Raw genomic sequence first — 15,397 nt, 5'->3', positions numbered from 1 at the left:
GCCGACTGCCGCAGCGGGCAGCCGGCTCCTCACCGCTCGGGTCAGCGGTCGTGCGTGCCCTCGGCGAACTCCTCGACGATCTTCGCGTTGAACGCGGGCAGGTCGTCGGGCGTGCGGCTCGAGACGAGGCCCTTGTCGGTGACGACCTCCTCGTCGACCCAGTCGGCGCCGGCGTTGCGCAGGTCGGTCTTGAGGCTCGGGTAGCTCGTGATCCGGCGGCCGTCGACGGCGCCCGCCTCGATGAGGATCCACGCGCCGTGGCAGATGACGCCGATGGGCTTGCCTGCGTCGGCGAAGCCCTTGACGAGCGCGACGGAGGCCTCGTCCATGCGCAGGTGGTCGGCGTTCACCACGCCGCCCGGGAGCACGAGGGCGTCGAAGTCGGATGCGCTCACCGACCCGGGTGACGCATCCACCGCCTGCTCGTGCCCGTTCTTGCCCTCGATCGAGCCCTCCTTCGGCGAGATGAGCGTCGGCTCGCCGCCGGCGCTCTGCACCGCCTCCCAGGGGCTCGTGAGCTCGGAGTCCTCGAAGCCGTCCGTGAGCACGAACGCGACCTTCTTGCCGGTGATGTCAGCCATGCTGCCTCCTTCTCCATCGGTACACGGGCAACGCTACGGGGGGCCGCTGGGCGCCTCGTGAGCGCCGCCTGGGCATGTGGGTGGCCCGGCGTAGCGTGCTCCTCGAAGGCTCCCGGAGGTGACCGATGACGACCCCGAACGACACCGTTGTAAGTCGCGCTCGGCGTGTCGCCGAGATCTTCCGACCGACTCCCCACAGGCGTCAGCGACCACTGTCCACAGGCTTTTCCGCGTCGTTCCGCGGCGGGAATGACACCTGTGGAGTTCTTGTTGACTCAGGTGTGGAGAAACACACCATCTTGTGTCCTTGATCGCCGTCAGACCCCACATATAGTGGGAGCCCGGCCACGGCCGGACCACGAGACCCCAGCACCGGAACCATCCCGAGGAGAGCGGCCATGACTGTCACCGTCTATTCGAAGCCCGCCTGCGTGCAGTGCACGATGACCACCCGCGCGCTCGACGCCCAGGGCATCGAGTACGAGATCTTCGACGTGACCGCCGACGACAAGGCGCTGCAGACGGTCAAGGAGCTCGGCTACATGCAGGCTCCCGTCGTGATCGCCGACGAGCAGCACTGGTCGGGCTTCCAGCCCGACCGCATCAAGGCGATCATCGCGGCTTGAGCCGCCGCCGGCAGGAGGGCGCCGTGAACCAGGTCGTCTACTTCTCGAGCGTGTCGGGCAACACCGCCCGCTTCGTGGAGAAGCTCGGCCGGCCGGCCTCGCGCATCCCCCTCTACGCCTCCGACCCGCCGCTCGAGCAGCGAGAGCCGTTCGTGCTCATCGTGCCGACCTACGGCGGCGGCGACGGCAAGGGCGCGGTGCCGAAGCAGGTGATCCGGTTCCTCAACGACGAGCAGAACCGCAAGCACCTGCGAGGCGTCATCAGCGCCGGCAACACCAACTTCGGTGCGGGCTACGGGCTCGCGGGCGACATCATCGCCCGCAAGTGCGACGTGCCGCACCTCTACCGCTTCGAACTCTTCGGAACCCCCGACGACGTGCGCGTCGTCAACGACGGATTGGATGGACTATGGCGACAGTGACGCCCGAGATGACGACGGGCAAGACGTCGGCGATGGACTACCACGCGCTCAACGCGATGCTCAACCTCTACGGACCGGACGGCAAGATCCAGTTCGAGAAGGACCGCGAGGCCGCGAACCAGTACTTCCTGCAGCACGTCAACCAGAACACCGTCTTCTTCCACTCGCTCAAGGAGAAGCTCGACTACCTCGTCGAGAACGACTACTACGAGAAGGACGTGCTCGACCAGTACTCCTTCGAGTTCATCAAGTCGCTCATGAAGCGGGCCTACGGCTACAAGTTCCGCTTCCCGACGTTCCTCGGCGCCTTCAAGTACTACACGTCGTACACGCTCAAGACGTTCGACGGGAAGCGCTACCTCGAGCGCTACGAGGACCGCGTCGTGAACGTCGCGCTCGCGCTCGCCTCGGGCGACGAGACGCTCGCGGAGCACATCGTCGACGAGGTCGTCAACGGCCGCTTCCAGCCGGCCACCCCGACCTTCCTCAACGCGGGCAAGAAGCAGCGCGGCGAGCTCGTGTCGTGCTTCCTGCTGCGCATCGAGGACAACATGGAGTCGATCGGCCGCTCGATCAACTCCGCTCTGCAGCTCTCGAAGCGCGGCGGCGGCGTGGCGTTCAACCTCACGAACATCCGCGAGTACGGCGCTCCGATCAAGCAGATCCAGAACCAGTCCTCGGGCGTCATCCCCGTGATGAAGCTCTTCGAAGACAGCTTCTCGTACGCGAACCAGCTCGGTGCGCGCCAGGGCGCGGGCGCGGTGTACCTCCAGGCGCACCACCCCGACATCATGCGCTTCCTCGACACGAAGCGCGAGAACGCCGACGAGAAGATCCGCATCAAGACGCTCTCGCTCGGCGTCGTGGTGCCCGACATCACGTTCGAGCTCGCGAAGAAGGGCGAGGACATGTACCTGTTCTCGCCGTACGACGTCGAGCGCGTCTACGGCGTGCCCTTCAGCGACATCTCGGTGACCGAGAAGTACCACGAGATGGTCGATGACGCCCGCATCACGAAGACGAAGATCAACGCGCGCGAGTTCTTCCAGACGCTCGCCGAGATCCAGTTCGAGTCGGGCTACCCGTACATCATGTTCGAGGACACGGTGAACCGGGCGAACCCGATCGACGGCCGCATCAACATGTCGAACCTCTGCAGCGAGATCCTGCAGGTCAACACCCCGTCGACCTACGACGACGACCTCGACTACGTCTCGGTCGGCAAGGACATCTCCTGCAACCTCGGCTCGATGAACATCGCGCTGTCGATGGACTCGCCCGACTTCGGCAAGACCGTCGAGACGGCCATCCGCGCGCTCACCGCGGTCTCCGACCAGTCGAACATCGGCTCCGTGCCGTCGATCGCCCGCGGCAACGACATGAGCCACGCGATCGGCCTCGGCCAGATGAACCTCCACGGCTACCTCGGCCGCGAGCGGATCTTCTACGGCTCCGAGGAGGGCATCGACTTCACGAACATCTACTTCTACACGGTGCTGTTCCACGCGCTGCGGGCCTCCAACCGCATCGCGCAGGAGAAGGGCCGCACGTTCGAGGGCTTCGAGCGCTCGAAGTACGCGACCGGCGAGTTCTTCGACAAGTACACCGAGCAGGAGTGGAAGCCGGCGACCGCCCGCGTGCAGGAGCTCTTCGACACGTCGGAGATCCACATCCCCACGCAGGACGACTGGCGTGAGCTCAAGGCGCTCGTGCAGGAGCACGGCATCTACAACCAGAACCTGCAGGCGGTGCCGCCGACCGGCTCGATCTCGTACATCAACAACTCGACGTCGTCGATCCACCCGATCGCGGCGAAGATCGAGATCCGCAAGGAGGGCAAGCTCGGGCGCGTCTACTACCCGGCGCCGTTCATGACGAACGACAACCTCGAGTACTTCCAGGACGCGTACGAGATCGGCCCCGAGAAGATCATCGACACCTACGCCGCGGCGACGCAGCACGTCGACCAGGGCCTCTCGCTCACGCTGTTCTTCAAGGACACGGCGACGACCCGCGACATCAACCGCGCGCAGATCTCCGCATGGCGCAAGGGCATCAAGACGATCTACTACGTGCGACTGCGCCAGCTGGCGCTCGAGGGCACGGAAGTCGACGGCTGCGTCAGCTGCATGCTGTGACGCCGGCGGACGAGACGAAGAAGGAACAGGACATGGACACCCAAGAGACGGCATCGGTCTTCGACGACCCCATCGTCGAGCCGACCCTGGCCGAGGAGGCCGGCGCGGCGATCGAGGCCGACCACGCCGAGATCCAGGAGGCGCTCGACGGCACGGCCCAGACCGAGGCTCAGAAGCGCCAGCACCGCCACAACCACCTCGTGCAGGCGATCAACTGGAACCGCATCGAGGACGACAAGGACCTCGAGGTGTGGAACCGCCTCGTGAACAACTTCTGGCTGCCCGAGAAGGTGCCGCTGTCGAACGACATCCAGTCGTGGGCGACCCTCACCGAGGACGAGAAGCTGCTCACGATGCGCGTCTTCACCGGCCTCACCCTGCTCGACACGATCCAGGGCACGGTCGGCGCGGTCTCGCTCATCCCGGATGCGGTCACGCCGCACGAGGAGGCGGTGCTGACGAACATCGCCTTCATGGAGAGCGTGCACGCGAAGTCGTACTCGTCGATCTTCTCGACGCTCGCGTCGACGAAGGAGATCGACGACGCCTTCCGCTGGTCGACGGAGAACCCGTACCTGCAGCGCAAGGCCGAGATCATCATCGGCTACTACGAGGGCGACGACCCGCTCAAGCGCAAGGTCGCCTCGACGCTGCTCGAGTCGTTCATGTTCTACTCGGGCTTCTACCTGCCGATGTACTGGTCGAGCCGCGCGAAGCTCACGAACACGGCCGACATGATCCGCCTCATCATCCGCGACGAGGCCGTGCACGGCTACTACATCGGCTACAAGTTCCAGAAGGGCTACGAGAAGCTCAGCCCTGAGCAGCAGGCCGAGATCAAGGACTACACGTACTCGCTGCTCTACGAGCTCTACGAGAACGAGTCGAAGTACTCGGCCGAGCTCTACGACCCCGTGGGCCTCACCGAGGACGTCAAGAAGTTCCTCCACTACAACGCCAACAAGGCGCTGATGAACCTGGGCTTCGAGCCGCTGTTCCCGTCGACCGTCACGGACGTCAACCCGGCGATCCTGTCGTCGCTGTCGCCGAACGCCGACGAGAACCACGACTTCTTCTCGGGTTCCGGCTCATCCTACGTCATCGGCAAAGCCGAGGCGACCGAGGACGAGGACTGGGACTTCTAGTCGTGACCAAGACAGCAGAAGGGGCGCGGATGGCAGTCCGCGCCCCTTCTCTCAGAACGAATGAGAGCCCGCGAAACGCGGGCTTGGGCTCTGGGGTTCTGATGTGCTTTGCAAGCAACATCAGCCTACGAGCGATGGAGCACTGGTGCAACCGCACGCGTGTTCGATCCCAGAGCCCCTCTCAGGCGAGAGAGGAGGAACCGGCATGGCACGAGTCATCCGGATCCGGGTGCCGAAGCGCATCCGGATCACCGTGAAGCCGAAGGGCTAACGCCCTTCAGGACGGGTTGTGGCGGGCGAGCTCGCGCCTGCCGCAGCCTGGTCCCTACCACCGCTTGCGGAAACAGTTCCATTTCTCGAGTAGGAAGAAGGATCGCATGGGGTCTATCCCGACGATCACCTGCCCGTACTGCCACTACACGTTCGTCGGTGTCGCTGTGAAGCGTCATGGGCGGATCCGCTGTAGCAAGTGCGGGCGCACGATGATGATCTAAGCCTTCGAACCGAACCACGCGGGACGCGCGACCCGCTGGTCCCAAGATCAGCGCACCGAGAGGAGCCTCGTGCGAGCACGGGGCTCCTCTCCGCGAAGGAAATAACCTCAGGCGCGTGTGCCGAGCACGCCGTCGGGGTCGGCGACCCGCACGTCCCGGCCGTCGGCGCGCATCCGCTCGACGGCCTCGGTCAGCAGGCGACGGCCGATCGCGCTCGCCGAGACGACGCGCGTCAGGTCCAGCACGACGGGCGAGCGATCGTCGGGGAGCCCCTCGAGCTCGCGCAGCGCCGCCTCGGCCGCGGCGAAGTGCATCGTGCCCTGCAGCTGCACCTCGCGCACGCCGTCGCCGTCGGTGTCGGGCTCGACCACGCCGTAGAGCACGTGCGTCGCGACCTCGGGCGCGTGCATGAGGTGGAGGCCGAGCTCGGTCGACATGCGCGCGAACGCTCGCGCGCCGCGCACGCTCGTGCCGACGTCGTCGAGCCGCGGCGAGAACGCGCCGGCGCCGATCTGGCCGGGGAGCGCCCCGAGCACACCGCCCGCGACGCCGCTCTTCGCCGGGATGCCGACCCGACTCATCCAGTCCCCCGCGGCGTCGTACATGCCGCACGTCGCCATTACGCTCAGCGCTTGCGTGCACGCCCAGACGGGCACGACCTGCTCGCCGGTGATCGGATTCCTGCCGCCGTTCGCGAGCGTCATCGCCATCACCGCGAGGTCGCGCACGTCGACGAGCATCGAGCACTGGCGGATGTAGCCGTCGACGGCGTCGTGCGGCTCGCCGTCGAGCTTGCCCTGCGAGTGCGACAGGTAGGCGAGCGCGAGCGTGTGGCTCGCGACCGAGCGCTCCGACTCGAACACGGCCTCGTCGATCTCGAGCTCGCGGCCGGCGAAGGCCGAGAGCCCCGCCCGGACGCGCTCGTCGCGCTCGGCCAGACTCCACGCGGGGTCGCCGACGAGGGAGTGCGTCGTGACGGCGCCGACGTTGATCATGGGGTTGCGCGGCCGGCCGCTCGGCTCGAGCGAGATCTCATGGAAGGCGTCGCCCGAGGGCTCGACGCCGACGTGCTCGAGCACCTTCTCGAGCCCACGGTCGGCGAGCGCGAGCGCGTAGACCAGCGGCTTCGAGATCGACTGGATCGTGAAGCGGTGCTCGGCGTCGCCCGTCGCGTAGACGGTGCCGTCGGCCGTGCAGAGCGCGATGGCGAAGCGGTCGGGGTCGGCCTCGGCGAGCTCGGGGATCTCGTCGTGCAGCTCCCCGCCGTCGTCGTCGGCGCACTCGCGCAGCATCTCGTCGAGCAGCTCCGGGATGGGATTGCGCATGCTCGAGGCTAGCGATGCTCGGCTGAGGGCCATCCGTGCGGCGAACCGCGGCATTCGCTGTGGCCTCGCAAGGAGAGCGCCCCGATCGGTTCCGGCCGCAGCGTCTGCGCATGTATGATGCTTGCGGAGGGGAGTAGTCCCCCGGCCACGCGTCGTCATTTCGTGCTCGCCATCGGGCTCCGGCGCTTGGAGGCCTTCGGGTCTCGGACGAGACCTCCAGTTGCACCGTCAACTGGAGGACACGATGGATGTACCTTTCTATGCCTGGCTCGCCGTGCTCGCGGCGATCGTCGTCATGCTCGCGATCGATCTCTTCGCACATCGGCGGGCACACGTCATCGGCGTGCGCGAGGCGCTCGCCTGGTCGATCGTCTGGGTGCTCTCGGGCATCAGCTTCGGGATCGTCGTCTGGAACCTGTGGGGCGCCGAGCTCGGCCAGCAGTACTTCGCCGGCTACCTGATCGAGAAGTCGCTCGCGGTCGACAACGTCTTCGTCTGGGCGATCATCTTCGCCGCGTTCTCGGTGCCGCGCGAGCTCCAGCACCGAGTGCTGTTCCTCGGTGTGCTCGGCGCGCTCGTCTTCCGCGGCATCTTCATCGCGGTCGGGGCTGCGCTCATCGAGAGCTTCGCCTGGATCCTCTACGTCTTCGCCGCGTTCCTCATCGTCACGGGCATCCAGATGCTGCGCACTCGCAACGAGCACGTGCACCCCGAGCGCTCGCGAGTGCTCAGGCTCTTCCGGCGCGTCGTGCCGATGACGGATGCGTACCACGGGCAGCGCTTCCTCGTGCGGAAGGCGGGAGTCGTGGTGGCGACGCCGCTGCTCGCGGTGCTCGTGCTGGTCGAGGTGACGGACATCGTCTTCGCGGTCGACTCGATCCCGGCGATCTTCGCGGTCACCTCGGAGCCGTTCCTCGTCTTCACCGCGAACGCGTTCGCGATCCTCGGGCTGCGAGCGATGTACTTCCTGCTCGCCGATCTCATCCACCGCTTCATCTACCTCAAGGTCGGACTCTCGCTCGTGCTGATCTGGGTGGGCGCGAAGATGGCGCTGCTGGACGTGCTGTACATCCCCACGCTCGTCTCCCTCACCGTCGTCGCGCTCATCATCGGCATCTCGATCGCGGTGTCGCTCGCGGCGACGCGAGGGCAGGAGCGCCGCGCCGTCGAGACAGCGCCCGCGGGCTCCTTCCGCGTGGCGACAGCGGCTGAGCTCGCCGAGCTCGAGCCGCTGCTGAGTCGCCGCCGCGCGCGCGAGCTGAGCCGCCGGTGACTGTCGCTCACACCGTCGCGGTACTGGTCGACGAAGCGGATGAGCGCCCGCTCGAACTCATGGCCCGCGCCCTCGCCGAGCCGCTCGACGGCCTCGTCGTGGTCGCTGCGGTGCGCCGCCTCGGCCTCACGACCGATGCGGCGCTCGCCGACCGGCACGCGCTGCGTCGCGAGGCGCTCGTCGAGCACCTCGCCGAGATGGCGCGAGAGCTCGCGCCGGCTCCACTCGCGTTGCGGCGGCGCAGCCTCACCGCTCGCTCAGCGGCACTGCACCGCACCGCCCGGCGCGCCCGGCGGCTCGCGCGAGCCCTCGGCGCCACCGCGCTCGTCCACCGGGACGACACGGGCGGAGTCGTGGTCGAGCGGATTGCCGTGAGCCGGCAGCGGCCCGGTTCGACGGAGCGATCATGACCGGCCCGCGCGGCTCAGGCCGACGCATCCGCCCCGTCGTCGTCGACCCACTCGAGCAGGTCGCCCGGCTGGCAGCCGAGCACGCGGCACATCGCGTCGAGCGTCGAGAACCGCACCGCCTTCGCACGGCCGTTCTTCAGCACCGCGACGTTCGCGGGGCTCAGCCCGACGCGCTCGGCGAACTCGCCCACGCTCAGCTTGCGCTTGGCGAGCTCGACGTCGATCCGCACGACGATCGGCATCAGATCACCTCGTCGAGCTCGGCGCGGTAGCCGCTCGCCTGCTGCAGCAGGCCGCGCATGACGAGCATGAGCAGGAGCGGCAGCAGCGAGAGCACGACCGGCCCGAAGAGCGCCATCGGGATGCCCGGATCGCGCAGCTCGGGCGTGAGGAAGATGACCGCCCCGACGACGAGCGCGCCGGCGGCGAAGAGCGCCCAGCCGATCGCGAGCGCCCACACGATCGCGTCGACCCAGCGGCGCGCCTCAGGGCTGAAGATGCGGTCACGCCGCACGAGGGTCAGCAGCCGCCAGATGCAGGCGATGACCGCGAGCACCGCGAGGATCACGAGCGACAGCACGGCCTGCGCGCCGACACGGAACCACAGCCCCTCGTCGGCGAGCTCGCCCGGCAGCGACAGCAGCATGATGATGAGCAGCCAGGCGGCGGCGAGGATGAGCGCGACCCGGAGCGGTAGGACGGTCCAGCGAGAGCGGAGCATGCACCCATCTTGCTGGCTTTGCTATTGAGAATCAATAGATACCGGTCGAATGTCGATGTCGTCGTCGGATGGTGGCGCTCACCGGCGAATCGGTGTGGGGTACACGGCGGACGTGCAGGTCACGAGGACGGGACGCCCAGGCGGAGTCGAGAGGCTGGACGCAGACCACCAGATCCGACAGGAAACGAGGCATGACCATGAGCAACGGCAATCTCTCCATCGACCAGGTCCAGGGCGGCACGGTCTACGACTCGACCGGCGACAAGGTCGGCAAGGTCTCGAGCGTCTACCTCGACGACTCGACCGGCCAGCCGGCGTTCGCGACCGTGAGCACCGGATGGTTCGGCACGCGCGAGAGCTTCGTGCCGCTCCGCGACGCGACCGTCCGCGACGACGAGATCCACGTGCCGCACACCAAGGACACGATCAAGGACGCTCCGAACATCGACGCAGACGCGCACGTGAGCGAGGCCGAGGAGGCGGAGCTCTTCCGCTACTACGACTACCAGGGCGGCACCGGCACCACGGGCACCGACTCGGTGGGCACGGGCTCGGTGGGCACCGGCTCGATGGGCACGGGCACCGACGCGGTCGACAGCGACCACGAGTCGATCGTCCGTCGCGAGGAGGAGCTGCACGTCGGTACCGAGCGCGTCGAGTCCGGCCGCCTGCGCATCCGCAAGCACGTCGTGACCGACCACGAGACGGTCACCGTCCCGGTCGAGCGCGAGGAGGTCGAGATCGTTCGCGAGCCGCTCGACGGCACGAGCACCGGCACCCGCGGCGATCTCGGCGACGACGAGATCGAGGTCACGCTCAGCGAGGAGCGGCCGGTCGTCGACAAGCGGGTCGTCGACGCCGAGCGCATCGGCGTCGACCGCCGCACGGTCGTCGACAACGAGACCGTGCAGGCCGACGTCGCGCGCGAGGAGATCGACATCGACCGCGAGGGCGACACGCGCCGCTGACGCACCCCTGGGAACGGCCCGCCGGCGACTCGCCGCGCGGGCCGTTCCGCGTCCCTGGCGCGGCGCCGACGCGCGCTCGGCGTGCGGTGGGCGCGGCATGGTTCGATCGGATGCGTGGAGGCCGTCACGAGCGTCGAGCTGCGTCGCGAGGCGCGCGCGATCGCCGCGGCGTGGGCCTCGTTCGCCGTCGGCGGGCTGTTCGCGCTCGTGGCGGTGTGGGGTGAGCCGAGGCCGATCGCGGGAGAGGGCTCCGTCGCGCTGCCCGCGGCGGGCATCGTGGCGCTCATCACCGCAGGGGCCTTCGCACTCAGCACGCTCCTGCACCGGCGCGACTAGGCGGGCCCGATGCCGCCGTGGCAGCGCGTCGTCTCGCGCGTCTCGACGGTCGCGCTCACCGTCGCCTTCGCCGCCGTCGCCTACCTCGGCACGCTCACGGGCGCAGAGATCCTCGCTCGCGGCCTGCAGGGGCTCGAGGCACCGGCGATCGGCGGCGCGCTGCTGACCGGGATCGCGAGCGCCGCGGGCGGCTGGCTCGCCTACCGGGCGGGCATCGAGCTGCGCACGCGCGATCTCGCGACGCTGCTGTTCGGCTTCCTCACGATCGGCACCGTCTTCGCGATGCTCACCGCGGCCGATCCCCGCTGGTGGGAGCGCCACTTCTCCGACCTCGGCGCAGGCTCGGGCGCAGGATCGTGGGCGTTCAACGGCACGGTCGTCGTCGCCGGGCTGCTCGTCGCGACGATCGGCTCGTACATCGGCCGCGACCTGCACCGCTGGCTCGGCGACCGGGCGCTGCGCGGCATCGCGAGCGTCGTGGTGCTCTTCGCGCTCACGGGCCTCGCGCTCGCGTGCGTGGGCCTCTTCCCGGTGCAGGCGGCACCGCTGCCGCACAACATCGCGGCGTTCGGCACGCTCGGCCTCTTCGCCGCCTCCGCGGCGGCCGTCATGCTCGTGATGCCGCTCCGGCCGCGGGCTCTCGTGCTGACGACCGCGGGGGCCGCGGCGGGGATCGTCGTCGCGCTCGCGCTGTGGCGGCCGCTCGAGGTCTACTCCGCCGCCGGCCTCGAGGCCGTGGCGGTCGGCATCGCGTTCGCGTGGCTCACGACGCTCGTGCGCACGATCGGGGACCTCGCCCCCGACGCATCCCGCCCCTCGCGCGTGCCGAGCCTGCTGCGCCGAGGCCCGACCGGGCGGCCGGACTCGACATCGTCACCCTCAGGCGGCAAGGTGGGGTCATGAGCGAGAACGAACCGGCAGCGGCACCCGCGCCCCAGGACACCCCGGAGGGCGTCGAGAGCGCCGAGGAGGCGCAGCGCCGCAAGTTCCGCGAGGCGCTCGACAAGAAGAAGCTCGGCCACCACGGCCAGGGCATGGCGCCGCAGGGCGGGGTGCAGGGCGCCCACTCGGGCCCCGCGGTGCAGAAGCGCGTCCACCGCCGCAAGAGCGGCTGAGCGCCGACGAGCCGAGCTGCGCGCCTCAGCGCAGCGCGAGCGTCGTGATGCAGGTCGGGGCGTCTGCGGACGTCGACAGCGTCGCGACACCCGTCATGCCCGCGTGCTCGATCTCGATCGAGCCGCGGAGGTCGCGGGGCAGCCAGTAGCCCACGAAGCCGTTGTCGAACGTCTGGGTGCTCTCGTCCACGATCACCGCGCCGGATGCGTGCGTGATCGTCACGCGCACCGGCTTGCGCGAGAGCTCACCCTGGCACGTCGTGAGGCTGTGGAAGTGGCACTCGTGGGTCTGCTCGACGTAGGGCGCGATCGAGACGTAGGCGAGGTCGTCGGGCAGCGGCAGCGACGTCTCACCACGCTCGTCCTCCAGCACGAGCGCATCCGGCCGCACCGAAGCGATGAGGCTCGTCGAGCGCTCCGAGACCGCCACGCGGTCGAGCACATCGATGACCTCGACCGCGGTGAGCCCGGCCAAGCCATGGTCGGCCAGGACGTCGTCGGTCGCCGAGCTCGCCGGCGCGCCCTGCGGAGCGGGCACCGCTGCGCAACCGGCGAGCACGGCGATGCCGACGGCGGCCAGCGCGGTGAGCGCGGGGAGCGATCGTCGCGTGCGCACGTCAGAGCCGGTCCAGCAGCGCGCGCATGGCGTCGATCTCCGCCCGCTGTTCGCGCACGATGGCCTCCGCGAGGCGGACGGCCGCGGCGCTCTCGCCACCATCGACCTCCACCTGCGCCATCATCACGGCGCCCTCGTGGTGCTCGATCATCTGCTCGAGGAACAGCCGGGAGGCCTCGGCCCCCTCCGCGCGCTCGAGCGCCTCGAGGTCCGCGGGCGACATCATCCCCTCGCCCGTGCCGCCGTGGGCACCGTGCTCACCGTGACCGTCCACGCGCCCGCGATCCTGACCCCACGCTTCGAGCATCGCGTCGAGCTGCTCGATCTCAGGAGCCTGCGCCGCCCGGATCTCCTCCGCCACCTCGACGACCCGCGGGTCGACGCCCTCGATCGCGAGCACGATCTCCGCCATCTCGACGGCCTGCTCGTGGTGCGGCACCATCCCCTGGGCGAACACGACGTCCGTGTCGTTGAACGCGGCGGCGGCTCCGGACGATGCCCCGGCCCCGCCGGTCGGTTCCTGCACCGCCCCCGAGCACCCGACGAGCACGAGCGCGGCGACGGCCGCAGTCGGCGCGGCGATGCGAGCGAGTCCTCCCAGCACGGCGTCTCCTTTCGACTGCCGCCAGTATACCCCCACGGGGTATCACGACCGGCCTCGGCGACGGCGCCGAGTCAGCGTGCCGGCGCTGCGCGCACCGCGAGCTGCAGGGCGAGGCGCACCTCGGGGTCGGCCAGATCCATCCCGAGCTCCTGCCCGACGCGCGCGATCCGCTGCGCGACGGTGTTGCGGTGGATGCCGAGGGCGCTCGCGGTCGCCGCGAGCGACGACTCGTGGTCGAGATAGGCGGCGAGCGTGCGGCGGTCGTCGACGCGCAGCGGCTCGAGCAGTCCTCGCGCCGCCGGGAGGAAGGCGTCGCTGCCCGTCCACGCCAGGAGCAGCTGGTCGATCCCGAGCCGATCGACGTGCAGGAACCAGTCGGCGGCGGAGCGGTCGGCCGCGAGTCGCGCTGCGTCCATCGCCTCGTGGATGGTCTGCGCGAAGCCGGCGACGCCGCGCTGCAGCGTGCCGACGCCCGTCGCGACCGGCAGCTGCAGCAGCCACGCGCCGTGCCGCTCGCGCAGCGCGGCGATGGCGGCGCTGAGCTCAGCGCGCGAAGGCGCGCTCGAGAAGCTCAGCCACCCGACGGCTCCAGCGCCGCGGATCGTCGAGTGCGCGCGCACCCGCAGCGCCGCGAGGCTCGGGCGGAGGAGGCGCAGCACCTCGAGCGGCTCGACACGACCACGTCCCTGCACGGCGAAGCCGACATGCCAGCCCTCGGTCGTCCACCCGCGCTCGGCGACGCGGCGGTCGAGCTCGGGGTCGTGGCTCGCAGACGGATCCAGGAGCTCGCTCAGGAGCGACGACGAGCGCGAGGCGTCGTCGCGCTCCTCGACCTCGTCGATGAGGATGCGGGCCGCGACTGCAGGCATCGCGATCTCGGCGGCAGAGGCGAGCGCCGCGAGCTGCCGCAGGCTCAGCGCGCGTCCGTGGAACGCCAGGCGCAGCCGGTCGGAGCCCTTGCTGTCGACACGCACCGAAGCGACGGTGCCCGCAGGATGCTCGAGCCGATCGACCCAGCGGTCGAAGTCGATGTGCGCCAGGACGCTCGGATCGAGCTCCGGTCCCGCTTGCTGCACGATGCCGTGCGGAGCGACGAGCGCGACGCCGTGGCCGATGCCCGCGGCGAGGTGCCGGAGCTGGTCGGGCAGGTCGCGCGCCGCGTACTGGATCGTCTGGGCCACGCGTCGCACGAGCGAGAGCGCCAGTGCGTCGGCGCTCGTCGTGAGCTCCCAGCACGTCCTCGCGAGCGAGGTGGGCCGCGCTGCGCGGACGAGGGTGAGCCCGACGCGAGCGGCGAGGCTGGCGGTGCCGGCCGAGACGGCGGTGCCGCCCGGCAGCGCGAGACCGGTGATGCCGAGGTCGCGCACGCGCCGCACGAGCGCGTCGAGCTGCCACGCGCGCGTCGCGCTCGCCGTCACGATGATCGCGAAGGTCGCCGCGGATGCTCGCTCGAGCGTCGACTCGTCCGGCTCCACCTCGACGCGGTCCCAGGCGTCGGCCGCACGGACGAGGACCTCGATGCCGCCGTGGCCGGGCTGCTCGAGGAGCGCGTCGAGATGCAGGGCACTCATGCCGCGACCTCGTCGAGCCCGTCGAGGCCGTAGTGCGAGGGCAGCACGCGCTCGAGCCGTTCCGGCCGAGTCGACCACCAGGCGGGCGCTTCGAGGCCGAGCACCGCGACGCTGCGGCCCGCGGCGATCTCCTCGACCTGCAGGATCGCGCCGGACTGCGGATCGACGACGTCGACGATGTCTGGCGAGCGCGCGACCACGGCGCCGTCGACGAGGCACGCCACGACCTCTGAACGGGCGACGAGCCGCACCGCGGCGCCGTCGTCGGCCGCGATGTCGATGACGCGCACGCGGACGTCCGCGGGGTCTGGCCCGACGTGCGCGACTCGCCCGAGAGCGAGGGCACGAGCGCCGATCGCGGCGACGCGCGCAGCGATCGCGTCGTGCGATCCCCACGCCTCGCCGAGCGCCCGGGCGCGAGCGAGCGTGCCATGGATCGCGTGCTCCTCGAGGTCCCCGACGGTGAATCCGCCGATGACGATCCCGGCCCATCCGCCCGCCGCCTGGAATGCGGCGCGCAGCACGTGCTCGACGTCGGCGGGGCGCGCGTCGGTGAGGAGCAGCGAGCCGCGCCGCCAGGCCGAGATCGCGATCGCGATGCCGGGGAGGTCGTCGACGAGGATCGAGAACTGGTCGAGGTCGGGGAGCGCCCGCCCCATGAGGTCGGCGTCGACGAGCGCGAGGTCACCCGCGACGTGCAGGGGCGCGAGCGCGTTCATGCCGCCCGCCTCCGTGACGCACACCGCCGCCGCTCGGGTGCCCGTCCACCGGTCGATCGTCTCGATCGCATCGGCGAACAGGTCGCTGCCGGGCAGCCGCTCGCCGAAGACCATGGTCGAGCCCCCGACGCCGACGGCGACGCACGGCGTCGAGGGGTCGAGGTCGTGCACGTCGTGCACCGAGAGCGGCCAGCTCACCGCGCTGCCGGCGCTGAGCGCCATCAGCCGCGGGGTGCCGCCGCCCCCGCCGCCCAGGAGCGATGCGCCGGTGCCGAGCGCCGCGAGGTCGTCGCGCTCCAGCGTCCACCCCATGCGTCCAGCCTACGGCGCAGC

General features: G+C 69.9%; 18 protein-coding genes. 10 read left to right on the top strand and 8 right to left on the bottom strand.

Annotated features, from left to right (window positions below; all coding sequences use genetic code 11):
* Positions 1-41: 41 nt before the first annotated feature.
* Positions 42-581: a type 1 glutamine amidotransferase domain-containing protein gene (locus ACP7BI_RS09080; protein ID WP_425845311.1), complete on the bottom strand. Its 540-nt coding sequence runs from the start codon at positions 579-581 to the stop codon at positions 42-44.
* Positions 582-979: 398 nt separating this feature from the next.
* Between ACP7BI_RS09080 and nrdH the strand changes: the two genes are divergently transcribed.
* Genes nrdH through nrdF form a run of 4 tightly spaced genes read left to right on the top strand, consistent with a single transcriptional unit; the run spans position 980 to position 4,912 of the window.
* Positions 980-1,207, top strand: coding sequence for a glutaredoxin-like protein NrdH (gene nrdH / locus ACP7BI_RS09075; RefSeq protein WP_021009527.1), 228 nt, complete (start codon positions 980-982; stop codon positions 1,205-1,207).
* A gap of 23 nt (positions 1,208-1,230) precedes the next feature.
* Positions 1,231-1,629 (top strand): class Ib ribonucleoside-diphosphate reductase assembly flavoprotein NrdI, encoded by a 399-nt coding sequence (nrdI, locus tag ACP7BI_RS09070; RefSeq protein ID WP_425845567.1) that lies wholly within the window; start codon positions 1,231-1,233, stop codon positions 1,627-1,629.
* Positions 1,617-3,767, top strand: coding sequence for a class 1b ribonucleoside-diphosphate reductase subunit alpha (gene nrdE, locus ACP7BI_RS09065; protein ID WP_425845309.1), 2,151 nt, complete (start codon positions 1,617-1,619; stop codon positions 3,765-3,767). The genes nrdI and nrdE overlap by 13 nt, the downstream gene beginning before the upstream one ends.
* A 32-nt stretch (positions 3,768-3,799) precedes the next feature.
* Complete coding sequence (gene nrdF / locus ACP7BI_RS09060; protein ID WP_425845306.1) at positions 3,800-4,912, top strand: class 1b ribonucleoside-diphosphate reductase subunit beta; 1,113 nt, start codon at positions 3,800-3,802, stop codon at positions 4,910-4,912.
* Between the two features lie 601 nt (positions 4,913-5,513).
* On the opposite strand, the gene glsA is transcribed toward nrdF, so the two are convergent.
* Positions 5,514-6,731, bottom strand: a complete 1,218-nt coding sequence (glsA, locus tag ACP7BI_RS09055) for a glutaminase A (protein WP_425845304.1) — start codon at positions 6,729-6,731, stop codon at positions 5,514-5,516.
* A gap of 244 nt (positions 6,732-6,975) precedes the next feature.
* On the opposite strand from glsA, the gene ACP7BI_RS09050 reads away from it, so the two are divergent.
* Both ACP7BI_RS09050 and ACP7BI_RS09045 read left to right on the top strand, forming a co-directional pair.
* Positions 6,976-8,004: a TerC family protein gene (locus ACP7BI_RS09050; protein ID WP_425845301.1), complete on the top strand. Its 1,029-nt coding sequence runs from the start codon at positions 6,976-6,978 to the stop codon at positions 8,002-8,004.
* On the top strand, positions 8,001-8,414 hold the full coding sequence (locus ACP7BI_RS09045) for a hypothetical protein (RefSeq protein WP_425845299.1): 414 nt from the start codon (positions 8,001-8,003) through the stop codon (positions 8,412-8,414). Before ACP7BI_RS09050 ends, ACP7BI_RS09045 begins: the two co-directional genes overlap by 4 nt.
* A 14-nt stretch (positions 8,415-8,428) precedes the next feature.
* On the opposite strand, the gene ACP7BI_RS09040 is transcribed toward ACP7BI_RS09045, so the two are convergent.
* Both ACP7BI_RS09040 and ACP7BI_RS09035 read right to left on the bottom strand, forming a co-directional pair.
* Complete coding sequence (locus ACP7BI_RS09040; protein WP_425845296.1) at positions 8,429-8,656, bottom strand: helix-turn-helix domain-containing protein; 228 nt, start codon at positions 8,654-8,656, stop codon at positions 8,429-8,431.
* On the bottom strand, positions 8,656-9,135 hold the full coding sequence (locus ACP7BI_RS09035; protein WP_425845293.1) for a DUF2975 domain-containing protein: 480 nt from the start codon (positions 9,133-9,135) through the stop codon (positions 8,656-8,658). Before ACP7BI_RS09035 ends, ACP7BI_RS09040 begins: the two co-directional genes overlap by 1 nt.
* A gap of 191 nt (positions 9,136-9,326) precedes the next feature.
* Between ACP7BI_RS09035 and ACP7BI_RS09030 the strand changes: the two genes are divergently transcribed.
* The 4 genes from ACP7BI_RS09030 to ACP7BI_RS09015 all read left to right on the top strand — a co-directional run bounded on the left by ACP7BI_RS09030 (position 9,327) and on the right by ACP7BI_RS09015 (position 11,554).
* Entirely contained in the window at positions 9,327-10,103 is a 777-nt protein-coding gene (locus ACP7BI_RS09030) for a DUF2382 domain-containing protein (protein ID WP_425845291.1), read from the top strand.
* Between the two features lie 114 nt (positions 10,104-10,217).
* A complete protein-coding gene (locus ACP7BI_RS09025; RefSeq protein WP_425845288.1) occupies positions 10,218-10,439 on the top strand; it encodes a hypothetical protein in 222 nt (73 codons plus the stop codon).
* Positions 10,440-10,448: 9 nt separating this feature from the next.
* On the top strand, positions 10,449-11,342 hold the full coding sequence (locus ACP7BI_RS09020; RefSeq protein WP_425845286.1) for a DUF998 domain-containing protein: 894 nt from the start codon (positions 10,449-10,451) through the stop codon (positions 11,340-11,342).
* The gene (locus tag ACP7BI_RS09015) at positions 11,339-11,554 is read left to right on the top strand and encodes a DUF5302 domain-containing protein (RefSeq protein WP_425845283.1); all 216 of its coding nucleotides are present in this window, start codon (positions 11,339-11,341) and stop codon (positions 11,552-11,554) included. The genes ACP7BI_RS09020 and ACP7BI_RS09015 overlap by 4 nt, the downstream gene beginning before the upstream one ends.
* Before the next feature lie 25 nt (positions 11,555-11,579).
* Here the strand turns inward: ACP7BI_RS09015 and ACP7BI_RS09010 are convergent, their stop codons facing one another.
* From ACP7BI_RS09010 to ACP7BI_RS08995, 4 genes are all read right to left on the bottom strand, one after another.
* Complete coding sequence (locus ACP7BI_RS09010) at positions 11,580-12,170, bottom strand: CueP family metal-binding protein (RefSeq protein ID WP_425845282.1); 591 nt, start codon at positions 12,168-12,170, stop codon at positions 11,580-11,582.
* Between the two features lies 1 nt (position 12,171).
* Positions 12,172-12,774 (bottom strand): DUF305 domain-containing protein, encoded by a 603-nt coding sequence (locus ACP7BI_RS09005; RefSeq protein WP_425845280.1) that lies wholly within the window; start codon positions 12,772-12,774, stop codon positions 12,172-12,174.
* Between the two features lie 71 nt (positions 12,775-12,845).
* Positions 12,846-14,345, bottom strand: a complete 1,500-nt coding sequence (locus ACP7BI_RS09000; RefSeq protein ID WP_425845279.1) for a PucR family transcriptional regulator — start codon at positions 14,343-14,345, stop codon at positions 12,846-12,848.
* Positions 14,342-15,376: a DUF917 domain-containing protein gene (locus ACP7BI_RS08995; RefSeq protein ID WP_425845276.1), complete on the bottom strand. Its 1,035-nt coding sequence runs from the start codon at positions 15,374-15,376 to the stop codon at positions 14,342-14,344. Before ACP7BI_RS08995 ends, ACP7BI_RS09000 begins: the two co-directional genes overlap by 4 nt.
* Positions 15,377-15,397 lie beyond the last annotated feature (21 nt).

The sequence above is a fragment of the Agrococcus sp. TSP3-2-1 genome (assembly GCF_049897585.1).
Classification (GTDB): domain Bacteria; phylum Actinomycetota; class Actinomycetes; order Actinomycetales; family Microbacteriaceae; genus Agrococcus.
This window is presented reverse-complemented; position numbering and strand designations above follow the sequence as displayed.

Excerpts from the sequence above, each read along its gene's own strand:
- ACP7BI_RS09080 (WP_425845311.1), bottom strand. The coding sequence starts at position 581 with ATGGCTGACATCACCGGCAAGAAGGTCGCGTTCGTGCTCACGGACGGC.
- nrdH (WP_021009527.1), top strand. The coding sequence starts at position 980 with ATGACTGTCACCGTCTATTCGAAGCCCGCCTGCGTGCAGTGCACGATG.
- nrdE (WP_425845309.1), top strand. The coding sequence starts at position 1,617 with ATGGCGACAGTGACGCCCGAGATGACGACGGGCAAGACGTCGGCGATG.
- nrdF (WP_425845306.1), top strand. The coding sequence starts at position 3,800 with ATGGACACCCAAGAGACGGCATCGGTCTTCGACGACCCCATCGTCGAG.
- glsA (WP_425845304.1), bottom strand. The coding sequence starts at position 6,731 with ATGCGCAATCCCATCCCGGAGCTGCTCGACGAGATGCTGCGCGAGTGC.
- ACP7BI_RS09050 (WP_425845301.1), top strand. The coding sequence starts at position 6,976 with ATGGATGTACCTTTCTATGCCTGGCTCGCCGTGCTCGCGGCGATCGTC.
- ACP7BI_RS09040 (WP_425845296.1), bottom strand. The coding sequence starts at position 8,656 with ATGCCGATCGTCGTGCGGATCGACGTCGAGCTCGCCAAGCGCAAGCTG.
- ACP7BI_RS09035 (WP_425845293.1), bottom strand. The coding sequence starts at position 9,135 with ATGCTCCGCTCTCGCTGGACCGTCCTACCGCTCCGGGTCGCGCTCATC.
- ACP7BI_RS09030 (WP_425845291.1), top strand. The coding sequence starts at position 9,327 with ATGACCATGAGCAACGGCAATCTCTCCATCGACCAGGTCCAGGGCGGC.
- ACP7BI_RS09020 (WP_425845286.1), top strand. The coding sequence starts at position 10,449 with ATGCCGCCGTGGCAGCGCGTCGTCTCGCGCGTCTCGACGGTCGCGCTC.
- ACP7BI_RS09015 (WP_425845283.1), top strand. The coding sequence starts at position 11,339 with ATGAGCGAGAACGAACCGGCAGCGGCACCCGCGCCCCAGGACACCCCG.
- ACP7BI_RS09000 (WP_425845279.1), bottom strand. The coding sequence starts at position 14,345 with ATGAGTGCCCTGCATCTCGACGCGCTCCTCGAGCAGCCCGGCCACGGC.
- ACP7BI_RS08995 (WP_425845276.1), bottom strand. The coding sequence starts at position 15,376 with ATGGGGTGGACGCTGGAGCGCGACGACCTCGCGGCGCTCGGCACCGGC.